Annotated in this window: 13 protein-coding genes and 1 pseudogene; 10 read left to right on the forward strand and 4 right to left on the reverse strand. The window is 53.9% G+C overall.

Going from position 1 to position 9,802, the window contains the following annotated elements:
• Both H6F43_RS05805 and glpX read right to left on the reverse strand, forming a co-directional pair.
• Positions 1–1,256, reverse strand: a 1,256-nt coding sequence (locus H6F43_RS05805; RefSeq protein ID WP_190341580.1) for a glutamyl-tRNA reductase, incomplete at its 3' end; no start/stop codon positions are given.
• Between the two features lie 123 nt (positions 1,257–1,379).
• Entirely contained in the window at positions 1,380–2,420 is a 1,041-nt protein-coding gene (gene glpX / locus H6F43_RS05810) for a class II fructose-bisphosphatase (RefSeq protein ID WP_190341582.1), read from the reverse strand.
• A gap of 296 nt (positions 2,421–2,716) precedes the next feature.
• Between glpX and H6F43_RS05815 the strand changes: the two genes are divergently transcribed.
• Complete coding sequence (locus H6F43_RS05815) at positions 2,717–2,950, forward strand: Calvin cycle protein CP12 (protein WP_190341585.1); 234 nt, start codon at positions 2,717–2,719, stop codon at positions 2,948–2,950.
• A gap of 91 nt (positions 2,951–3,041) precedes the next feature.
• The gene (locus H6F43_RS05820) at positions 3,042–3,287 is read left to right on the forward strand and encodes a hypothetical protein (protein ID WP_190341587.1); all 246 of its coding nucleotides are present in this window, start codon (positions 3,042–3,044) and stop codon (positions 3,285–3,287) included.
• Here H6F43_RS05820 and H6F43_RS05825 read toward each other — a convergent pair whose 3' ends face one another.
• Complete coding sequence (locus tag H6F43_RS05825; RefSeq protein WP_190341589.1) at positions 3,288–3,590, reverse strand: YiaA/YiaB family inner membrane protein; 303 nt, start codon at positions 3,588–3,590, stop codon at positions 3,288–3,290.
• A gap of 141 nt (positions 3,591–3,731) precedes the next feature.
• Between H6F43_RS05825 and grxC the strand changes: the two genes are divergently transcribed.
• The 3 genes from grxC (at position 3,732) to H6F43_RS05840 (ending at position 5,503) form a co-directional block, all read left to right on the forward strand.
• Positions 3,732–4,043 (forward strand): glutaredoxin 3, encoded by a 312-nt coding sequence (gene grxC / locus H6F43_RS05830; RefSeq protein WP_190341591.1) that lies wholly within the window; start codon positions 3,732–3,734, stop codon positions 4,041–4,043.
• A complete protein-coding gene (gene tadA / locus H6F43_RS05835; protein ID WP_190341593.1) occupies positions 4,043–4,528 on the forward strand; it encodes a tRNA adenosine(34) deaminase TadA in 486 nt (161 codons plus the stop codon). Before grxC ends, tadA begins: the two co-directional genes overlap by 1 nt.
• Before the next feature lie 132 nt (positions 4,529–4,660).
• Entirely contained in the window at positions 4,661–5,503 is an 843-nt protein-coding gene (locus H6F43_RS05840) for a 1-acyl-sn-glycerol-3-phosphate acyltransferase (protein ID WP_190341595.1), read from the forward strand.
• Between the two features lie 106 nt (positions 5,504–5,609).
• On the opposite strand, the gene H6F43_RS05845 is transcribed toward H6F43_RS05840, so the two are convergent.
• A complete protein-coding gene (locus H6F43_RS05845; RefSeq protein ID WP_190341597.1) occupies positions 5,610–7,724 on the reverse strand; it encodes a S8 family serine peptidase in 2,115 nt (704 codons plus the stop codon).
• A gap of 263 nt (positions 7,725–7,987) precedes the next feature.
• On the opposite strand from H6F43_RS05845, the pseudogene H6F43_RS05850 reads away from it, so the two are divergent.
• The 5 genes and pseudogenes from H6F43_RS05850 to H6F43_RS05870 all read left to right on the forward strand — a co-directional run.
• A pseudogene (locus H6F43_RS05850) lies at positions 7,988–8,224 on the forward strand (hypothetical protein); the annotation flags it as partial.
• A gap of 139 nt (positions 8,225–8,363) precedes the next feature.
• Complete coding sequence (locus H6F43_RS05855; protein ID WP_190341599.1) at positions 8,364–8,981, forward strand: hypothetical protein; 618 nt, start codon at positions 8,364–8,366, stop codon at positions 8,979–8,981.
• Positions 8,982–9,043: 62 nt separating this feature from the next.
• A complete protein-coding gene (locus H6F43_RS05860; RefSeq protein WP_190341601.1) occupies positions 9,044–9,304 on the forward strand; it encodes a BolA family transcriptional regulator in 261 nt (86 codons plus the stop codon).
• Positions 9,305–9,343: 39 nt separating this feature from the next.
• Entirely contained in the window at positions 9,344–9,667 is a 324-nt protein-coding gene (gene grxD / locus H6F43_RS05865; RefSeq protein WP_190341603.1) for a Grx4 family monothiol glutaredoxin, read from the forward strand.
• A gap of 50 nt (positions 9,668–9,717) precedes the next feature.
• On the forward strand, positions 9,718–9,802 hold an 85-nt coding region (locus H6F43_RS05870; RefSeq protein WP_277879880.1), incomplete at its 3' end, for a YqiA/YcfP family alpha/beta fold hydrolase.

Genomic DNA, 9,802 nt, shown 5'->3' on the forward strand with positions numbered 1-9,802 from the left:
AACAGCACCGTTAGCGTTTGCATTGCCTGTCGGCGGGCTTCAATGTCCTGCTGAGTGCGTAGCTGCACCATCGGATCGTGCAAGATTTTGTTGACAATGCCGCGAGTCAGCGCCTCAATCACGTCCTGATGCTTGTCCGCAAACTCTACACCCAGACGAGATAGCGCTTTTTCTAGCTCTTGGACACGAATGGTCTCTATCTTATCCCGCAGGCTGCTAATTGTGGAGACGGTTTCGAGCGATCGCCACCAGCTATCGAATGCCTCAACCTCCTCATCCAGCAGCGCTTCTGCTTCCAGCGCCATTTGGCGACGGGCTTCCTGATTTTGGGCAACAACTGCCTTCAGGTCATCCACATTAAAGACCTGAACGTGGGAGAGATCGTTGACGTCCGCATCGACGTTCCGGGGAACCGAGATGTCAAACAGCATTAGAGGCTGATTGGGTTCAATCACCAGTTCCAGCTTTGCTCGGTCCAGCAGCGGTTCGGTCGAGGCGGTACTGGTAAACACGAGGTCCGAGTGAGCAATCACGCTCATCATGTCTGACATGGGGTGCAGGTTCAGTTCTGCATCCGGGAATTGCTTTGCCAACTCCTGGGCGCGTTCTAGCGATCGATTGACGATTGCGATCGTCACCGCACCTTTTGATAATAAGTGCTGCACTAGCAGCCGCGACATTTTGCCTGCGCCAATAATGGCCACGCGACACGCCGCTAGATTTTGCGCTTTAATCTGCGCCAGTTCTACCGCCGCTGAGCTAATTGAGACTGCGCCAGTTCCGATACTCGTTTCTGTTCGTACGCGCTTGCCTGCTGCTAGACCCTGCTTAAATAGCTGGTTTAAAATCCGTCCGATGCCTTTGTGCTGCTGTCCCAGCTTGTGGCAGTGCTTCACCTGCGCCAGAATCTGGCCTTCGCCCAGCACCAAACTGTCCAATCCAGAAGAAACTCGCATCAGATGCATCACAGCATCTTCGTGCAGTAGCGTAAACAGGTAAGGACGCAGTTGATACAGCGGTAGCTTACTGTGGTCCGATAAAAACTGACCCACTTCACGGATACCGTGCTCAGTTTCGCTCGTAACGATATAGATTTCCAGTCGGTTGCAGGTGCTTAGGACAGCAACTTCGTCAATATGAGGGTAGCTGCAGAGGGCGGCGATCGCCGGCTCATACTGCGGCTCCGGGATGCTCAACTTTTCCCGCACGTCCACTGGGGCAGTCTTATGGCTCAACCCCAAAACGGCAATATTCATATTTGAACCTTGGCTTCTAAATCGATTTTAAAGGAAGTCATTAGTCGTTAGTCATTAGTTATTAGTTATTAGTCATTAGTCTTAAAACAAACTAACAGCTAATAACTAATAACTAACCGCTACTTAGCGCAACTGAATGATTTTGGGCTGGTCGAACAGGTGAACCGTGTCCACAAATCGAGCGGTCTTCGACTGGCTGGAGATGACCAGCGATTCCGTGCGTGCGCCGCCTCTGAAGAAGCGAACACCGTTCATCAGGTTACCCGGAGTAATGCCGCAGCCTGCAAACAAAACCGTTTGGCCCGACGCCAGTTCTTCAGCGTTGTACACTTTGTCAGCGTCAGTGATGTTCATCTCTTTCAAGCGGGCTAGGTTTTCTTCCTTTGTTTTGTTTGCCCACTCTTTCGTTTTCACGATCGCCGGATCGTAAACGAGCTGACCCTGGAAGTGCCCACCCAAGCAGCGCAGCGCAGCCGCCGAGATTACACCCTCCGGAGCCGCGCCAATTCCCATTAGCGCGTGGATGTTAGTGCCAGCGAAGCCACAGTTAATGGCTGCGCCCACATCGCCATCGCTGATCAGTTGCACCCGCGCTCCAGCTTCCCGGATTTCTTTAATCAGCTCGTCGTGACGATCGCGCTTCATGACCACGACAACGAGTTCATCGATCGCACGATCGAGGCACTCAGACAAAATCTTCAGGTTTTCGGTGGCAGATTTGGTAATATCAACTTTGCCTTTGGCAGCCGGAGGAGCCGCGAGTTTCTTCATGTAGAAGTCGGGCGCAGCGAACAGTCCACCTTTTTCAGAGATTGCCAGCACCGCCATTGAGCCTGGCTGACCATAGGCGCAGAGGTTTGTGCCTTCGCAGGGGTCCACCGCAATGTCAATTTCCATCAGCTCATCGGGATTGCAGAAAGTCTTGGCATCCTCACGGGTGCAAATGCCAACTTCTTCGCCAATGTAGAGCATGGGCGCTTCGTCCCGTTCGCCTTCGCCAATGACGATGCGACCGCGCATGTAGATTCGATTCATCCGCTCCCGCATGGCTTCCACCGCCACGCGATCGGCTTCGTTCTTGTCACCCTTGCCCATCAAGCGGGCAGACGCGATCGCAGCCTGCTCAACCACCTCGATAATTTCTAAACCGAGTGTATTCTCCACGTGTGTCCTCCCAACTGCTGGTTTGCGCCATTCCTGAATGGTTTCGTCTAAAAGTCTACCAAAAGGCGGACTCGCCCTAGCAGCCGATTCTCCCTGCTTAGTGTGTAAAGTTTTGCAAGGCCGTGTCGGATAACCGCCCAATGAGGAGTCGCTTCTGGCTGTGATCCCTGCTATTCCCCGTCTGCGCTGGAGGGATGTCCGTCCTGCAAGTTCCCGATCGCAGCGCTAGAGTGAAGACGTGCCCATCAATCAGAACTGGGTTGAGAGTACCACCCAATTCAGGAGGTTTGAACCCCATGTCGATGCTTGATACCAATTCCAACCTAGAGCAAGAACTGCAACAGGTGACCCAACAGGCGCGTGCCGCATGTGCAACCAACGGCGACTTATCCAGCGAGTGTGCCGCTGCGTGGGATGCGGCTGAAGAAATCCAAGCTGCCATTTCTCATCGCAAAGGCAAGCAGAGCGCCTTCGATCGCTACTGTGAAGAGCGCCCCGATGCGCTAGAGTGCCGCGTCTACGATGTATAAGAATTAGAGTTTTGTAGCTCGGCTCGTGCTAATTGAAACCGTACCCTTGAAGCTATGAGGGTGCGGTTTATTTATTCTTGTCTGTAAAGCAATGCACAATTGGCTGTGGCTTGTCGGCGCTTGGATTGGAGGAACGGCTGCAATTTTGGGCAGCCTGATGACGCTGGGCAGCTTGCTATTGTGGCTGGTGCCCAGCCAGATGAGTCACGGTAGGAAGTCTGCTGTTCAGGACGCCCCGCAGTTCTGGCAGCGTCGTTTGAGCTTGCTCGTAATTTCCGTGACGATCGCCTTCACAGGATTCGCTGTGCTCCTAGCCGTGCCGTTTCCTCAAGGCTAATTACTTCAGCGGATGATGGTCTGCTAGCAGCCGTTCGACTCGGGCTTCATCGACTCGCGCCGTCAGCTTCTTCGCTTCCTGAATGTCCCGCACTGTCTTCGCCAGCGTAAATGACGAGCTAACGGTGAACAGCAGCCCTATCCCTAAGTAGCCTTTGACCCAGGCATTGTTTCCCTCAGCAGGCAGATTAATCACGCCGATCGTTGTAGCGCAAACCGAGATAATAAACGCTGCCCAAGCTTGAACAAACCAGGCAGTAGTGTGCTGCTGCTGCTGCGCAACTAATTGGTTTGTGACAGCCATATCTGACTCCCTGCAAAAAATAAAAGATGTCAGTATTCTAGAAACAACACGCACTGCTTCTTTTCGGGCTAGGACATTTTTTACAGTGGCATAAATGGCTAGGTAGCCTGCTAGCAAAGTTGAAGAAACGCACGGAGAACAATGATTCCCTCAATTAATACCCTTTTAGGACGCCATCCCAATCAAATCAAAGCGCAGGTCGAAATTTATACCTGGCAGACCTGTCCCTTTTGTATTCGCGCCAAGCTGCTGCTGTGGTGGAAAGGCGTAAACTACACCGAATACAAAATTGACGGTGATGACACCGCGAGGGCGGTCATGGCAGACCGCGCCAATGGCCGCCGCAGCGTACCGCAGATTTTTATCAATCAGCAGCATGTCGGCGGCTGCGACGACCTTTACAGCCTTGACGCTCAAGGACAGCTTGATCCACTCCTCGCTCAGTCTGCCTAATGTCCGCTGCCGTTGACGATCCGGCGTATCGGCTGCACTGCCACTGGATGACGCAGGCGATCGCGCTGGCTCAGCAGGCAGGGAAAGCGGGAGATGTGCCCGTGGGTGCCGTAGTGGTGGGACCGGACGGACGCGCGATCGCGCAGGCAGAAAACCGTCGAGAACGCGATTGCGATCCGACGGCTCACGCAGAGATTCTAGCGCTCAGAGCTGCCGGACGCGCCTTAAACAATTGGCACCTGAATCAATGCACGCTTTACGTGACGTTAGAGCCATGCCCCATGTGTGCAGGTGCCCTCGTCCTAGCACGTTTGGGGCTTCTGGTGTATGGTGCCGATGACCCGAAAGCCGGAGCCGTTCGGACCGTAATTAATGTGCCGGATAGTCCTAGTTCTAACCATCGTCTCTCTGTAATTGGTGGTATTTTGGAGGCGGCGTGTCGAGAGCAGCTGCGGTCCTGGTTTTTGAAGCAGCGGCATCCTTAATTACACACTCATGCCACCACCGAAAGTGTCCTTAGAGCAGAGGACAACTTTTAAAGGGAAACCTACGGTAGAGGAACGTGTTGCTTTCGCCTCCCGTCTGTTTGTGCTTGCATCATGATTTCGCTGAATTCCATGACACCGCTTGATTCTACTGTTCTTCGATCGCTCCGGCGAAGCGCCCGACGCCGCTTTAAACGCCCTGAACCTGCTTGCCCGTCTACCATACGACGAGGTGCTGTTTCCTCTCAAGCGTCGGCTGCGGCTGAAAATTCTCAGCCATTGTCTTCTCAGCCACTGTCTCGGTTTTCACCGTGGCTGGCTGCCCTTGCCTATCCGCTTGGTCGCTATGGCTTGATTCCGTTTTACTTCAAACAGGTTGATGTGGTTGGGCGAGAGCATTTGCCGCTGTCGGGTCCCGTAATTTTGGCTCCCACCCACCGTTCTCGTTGGGATGCGTTTCTGGTTCCCTATGCAGCGGGCAAAGACATCACGGGGCGGCATCTCCGCTTTATGGTGTCGATTGATGAAGTGCAAGGGCTTCAAGGCTGGTTTATTCGACGCTTGGGTGGGTTCCCGATCGACACTCGACGTCCGGCAATTTCCAGTCTGCGGCATGGAGTAGAAATTCTTCAGCAGCAGGAAACCCTGGTGATTTTCCCGGAGGGGGGTGATTTGCGGCAGAACCGCCAGTGCCATCTCAACCGACTTCAGCCCGTGAACACGCTGCAACCGGGCTTGGCACGGTTGGCGCTTCAGGCAGAAGCGGGTACGGCAGGGTTAGGAATTCAGATTGTGCCGATCTCGATTCACTACAGCCACCCCAGCGTACCGCTGCGATCCAGCGCCAAAGTTTATATTGGCGCACCCCTGCACGTATCGGACTACGGTAACGCTGCTCCAAAGCAGGCGGCGCGACGCCTGACAACCGATTTACAAGACGCGCTGAAGGCGTTGGATGCTGGCTGTCAGCGCTAGTGGGTTGTCAACTTTGATGTTGTAAGTTGCTGAAATCTAAGAAACCCAGGCTGAGATATTTTTAGAGGTCGAAGACTCTCTAAAAATAGTCCTGACGGACCGCTAGTTACACACCCAAGCTCAACTGCCAGCGGTTCAGTGTGCCTGTATCGCCTTGTGCGTAATCCACCACACGCAATTGCCAGCGCCCCTGTACGGATTGATTCAGAAATTTGCGTAGGAGCGGCGTCGTTTGTAGCGTATAGGTAACTTGCAACTCGCTACGCCGTCCCAAGGTGCGGCTCTGGAGCAGTACAGTTTGAGCCGTCGGTGAGATTAGGCTAATCTCTACATCGCCCAGAAAGCTGTGATCGATCGCCACGCTGACTTGAATATCCCGTAGCAGTCCCGTATCGGTTATCTGAATCGCGCTGGTGACGCCCTGAAGATCTGCGTCGGGAATTGCCGCGCTGGTTGTGTTCTGCTGCTCAAGGCGACGTGAAGCGCTCATTGCAGGTGTCTGTCGCTGGATGGCTGCCTGCACCGCTTTGACCGCATTTACCTTGCCGTAGCCAAACCAGTCCGATCGTCCGCCTGCCTCGTAGGTGCCCTTCCGAAAGCCAAACTGTGGGTCGGGAGTGGAATCCACGATTTTGTCCGCCGTCTGCTGAAGAATCTGCTTCACCTCTGGTGCCGTCAAATTGGAATTGGCAGACAGAACCAGCGCAGCAACTCCAGCAACCAAGGGACAGGCGCTCGATGTGCCACCGAAGCTGTCGGTAAAGTTGCTGCGATCGTAGCCCGCGCTGTTGACTCGATCAGTCGTTACAATCCCCAAGCCTGGTAGCGCTCCCTTGACTTCCGGCGGAGTGAACACGTAGCCACCCGCTCCTTGCAGCCCGACTCCCGGTGGTGCATTATTACTCGGAGCACACACCGATACCTCTGCGCCCCAATTGCTGTACGCTGCCTTTTTATTGAGGCTGGTACAGGCAGACACGGTGATGACATCGGGATGGACGGTGAACCCACCCAGCCACGCTGTGGGACCACTGAGCAAATTATTTGCCCAGCCCCGCTCGGTTACAGTGCCGTTCGTTGGGCGATTGGCGTTTCCTGCCGCAAATAGAATCACGCAGCCTCTGCCGTTGCGCCCTTTTGTGGCAGCTTGAGTGAGGGCAGCGCGCTGTCGCAGCGATAGCGGAAAATAGACGGCACTGGGTCCCCAGCTACAGGAGATCACAGCGGCACCTTTTTGTACTGCCCAGCCAAACAGTTGCTCGATCGATTCATCGTCCAAATAGCCCGTCGTGCGAATGGGCATCAGGGCGCATCCTGGAGCCACCCCCACCGCACCAATGCCGTTTTCCTCGGCAACGGCGACTCCTGCACAGGACGTGCCGTGATTGTCGTCTGGGTCGCCCGGCATCGGCAAAAAGTCGTTTTCTTTGAAATCTCGGGGCGCAACGATTTTGCCGACGCCTTGAAAGTCGGGATGGTTCAGATCGATCGAGTCGTCCATAATGGCGACCACGATCGAGCGGCTGCCTTTGGTGATATCCCAAGCTGCCTCTGCAAAAACGTGCGATCCTGCCGCAAGTTGGGCACCGCCGCCGTGATTCAGATGCCACTGCTTCGGGTACAGCGGGTCGCGGGGACGGTAGAGCGGCTGAGTCCGAATGATTACGTTTGGCTCTGCGGTTAGCACCTCCGATCGCTGCATCAGACGATTGGCGATCTTAACCGGGTTCTCGGTGGCGGCTGGCGTTGTTTCAAACACAAAGGTGTTCGGAATGCCTTCGATGGGCTTGAGCTGGCGCACTCCCACGGCTGCTGTGAGCTGGGCGATCGTTTCAGAACTTACCTGTGGCGCAAACTGAATCGTCAGTTGATCGGTCAGGTAAACCAGCGAACTTGGGCTGTTTTGCAGTCGGTACACGTGGCTGGCGTAGCTGACCGTGTCTGTTGATCGCACCTGCTGCATGACGCGATCGCGCTGAGCCGGGTCCACGACGAGTTCGGTTAAGTAGCTGGGGGAGCGCTCTGGGCTAACTTCTGCCGGAAGCTGCTGCACAAGATTTGCCAGCGCTGACGGATTGGTAGCGCTGACGGTAAAGCGGTTCTCCACCTTTTCGAGCAGTAGTTCTTCGCCACCCCGCTGAAGCACTCTGCCAATGCTCGACTCTGGCATTGCTGATCCTGCGGAACCCGAAGCTGGATTAACTGGCGGTTGATTGGTCATGGAAACACCTTCTTGAGCATCAACGTCACTTAGAGTGTTAGAGAAACGTGGCAGAGAGACTACGTTAGTATCAGACAGCGTCTACCACCGTGTTCTATCGTGGACTTTGAACCTGTTGGGGAGATTACTAATACTGAAATTATTGCTGTAGGAACGGGCATTCGCGATCGCGCCCGATTGCAAAAACAGCATGGGCAGGGAAAACTGATACGAAGCTCACGGCATCGGAAAGAAAGAGTGCAAGCTCAAACTGCCATTTCTAGATTAGTGATGACGCGACAGTTCAAACCGCTTATTTTGCCGTTTGTCTCGATAACGATGGGTACAGAGTCTTGCTAGAAGTTGGAAAGCTGTATCCCGTTATTGCTGATGAGCAGGCAGAAGCTCATGGGCTTGTTGATGTGACCGATGAAAGTGGAGAGGACTACGCTTTTTCAGCCAATTGGTTTTATCCTATTGTTTTACCGCAAAGCGTAGAAGCCGCTTTGTCAGTAGCAAGCGTTAAAGTATGGCGTGATGCTGCTTTTCAGAGGATGCGTTTACCCTACCGAAGACCGCCTGATTCGAGTGGAGAACGGTCTAGGTGGTAAGATACCCAAAGTTTAGATTTGTCCAGTTGTAAATACAAAACGTTGCCTCATGGAACCCCTTGGACTGACTCGTGTTCTTCGTGCTACGGGCGCTGTTTCCCTGTCGATCGTGACAGCGTCGATTCTGCTCCAGCCTGCGCCTGCTCACGCCCAAGCGCTGCCGTCCGGTTCCAACCAGGCACAGCCGATCGACTCCAACGATCCAAACGTCCTGCGCCCGCTCACCCAAGACAGCAGCCTGCTGAGTGTGCAAGGCGGACAAAAATTAATGGACGATGCCAGCAAAGCGGTCTCTGCTCAAAACTATACGCTGGCGGTTAAAAAGCTGCAGGAAGCGCGGCAGGTGTTCAACCAGCTTTCTAACTTCTACCAAGAGTTAGCAGGAAGTTTTTCTGGAATTGACAACCGCGTTGCAGATAGCCAGCGGACCAAGGCGCTGTCTGCGGCTCAAATGCGCGATCAGGCAACCTACCAGCTAGCTCTGGTTCACCGCGCTCAAAATCAGCCGGAGTTGGCAGTTCCCCTGCTCGTTCAAATCATCCGCAGTCAGCAGCCAACGCGAGATTTGGGACAAAAAGCCTACCAGCAGCTACTGGAACTGGGCTTTGTCGATTCGCCCTATCCACGCCCGCGCGCTGAACAATCAAATCCGGCTCCTGTCCGATAATCCTTAACTGGATTCCGACTTGTTAGACTGGTTTTAGAACAAACTATTGACGAGAAGAGCCAATGATTAGCCCGCAGCAAGTTGAGGCGATGATCAAGGCAGCGCTGCCGGATGCTCAGGTTCAGGTTCAGGACCTAACGGGCGGTGGTGACCATTACCAAGTAACGGTGGTATCGTCCCTATTTGAAGGAAAGGGATTGGTCCAGCAGCACCAATTGGTTTATGGAGCTGTGCGTCAGGCGATGTCTACCGAAGCGATCCACGCACTAGCGCTCAAAACCTACACGCCTCAGACATGGGCGACGATCGGACAGACGGTCTAAATCACGGTGTTACTTCACTTACGCACACTGGATGCAACTATGAACTCAGAAACTCAAGCGCGAATTCAAGACTTGGTTCAGCAGAACAAAATTCTAGTCTTCATGAAGGGTAGCAAGCTGATGCCGCAGTGCGGCTTCTCAAACAATGTGGTGCAAATTCTGAATGCGGTTGGTGCGCCCTTCGCAACGGTTGACGTACTAGAGGATTCAGAAATTCGTCAGGGTATCAAGGAGTACTCAAACTGGCCCACGATTCCGCAGGTGTATGTGGATGGTCAATTTGTCGGCGGTTCTGACATTCTGATCGAGCTTTATCAGAGCGGCGAACTGCAACAGATGCTCGAAGTTGCGCTGGCGTCTTAAGCGCCTCAAAACTAAAGACTGAATAGAGCCGCCCTACTTTGAACCAGGGTTTGCTTCCGCACTGCTACATCTACCTTCACGGCTTTGCATCGGGTCCGAATTCGACGAAAGCGCGTGATTTGCACGATCGCTTTG

Origin of the sequence: Leptolyngbya sp. FACHB-36, assembly GCF_014695955.1 — a bacterium.
GTDB lineage: Bacteria > Cyanobacteriota > Cyanobacteriia > Leptolyngbyales > Leptolyngbyaceae > FACHB-36.

Excerpts from the sequence above, each read along its gene's own strand:
- H6F43_RS05840 (WP_190341595.1), top strand. The coding sequence starts at position 4,661 with ATGACACCGCTTGATTCTACTGTTCTTCGATCGCTCCGGCGAAGCGCC.
- grxC (WP_190341591.1), top strand. The coding sequence starts at position 3,732 with ATGATTCCCTCAATTAATACCCTTTTAGGACGCCATCCCAATCAAATC.
- H6F43_RS05860 (WP_190341601.1), top strand. The coding sequence starts at position 9,044 with ATGATTAGCCCGCAGCAAGTTGAGGCGATGATCAAGGCAGCGCTGCCG.
- H6F43_RS05815 (WP_190341585.1), top strand. The coding sequence starts at position 2,717 with ATGTCGATGCTTGATACCAATTCCAACCTAGAGCAAGAACTGCAACAG.
- H6F43_RS05845 (WP_190341597.1), bottom strand. The coding sequence starts at position 7,724 with ATGACCAATCAACCGCCAGTTAATCCAGCTTCGGGTTCCGCAGGATCA.
- grxD (WP_190341603.1), top strand. The coding sequence starts at position 9,344 with ATGAACTCAGAAACTCAAGCGCGAATTCAAGACTTGGTTCAGCAGAAC.
- H6F43_RS05855 (WP_190341599.1), top strand. The coding sequence starts at position 8,364 with ATGGAACCCCTTGGACTGACTCGTGTTCTTCGTGCTACGGGCGCTGTT.
- H6F43_RS05820 (WP_190341587.1), top strand. The coding sequence starts at position 3,042 with ATGCACAATTGGCTGTGGCTTGTCGGCGCTTGGATTGGAGGAACGGCT.
- tadA (WP_190341593.1), top strand. The coding sequence starts at position 4,043 with ATGTCCGCTGCCGTTGACGATCCGGCGTATCGGCTGCACTGCCACTGG.
- H6F43_RS05825 (WP_190341589.1), bottom strand. The coding sequence starts at position 3,590 with ATGGCTGTCACAAACCAATTAGTTGCGCAGCAGCAGCAGCACACTACT.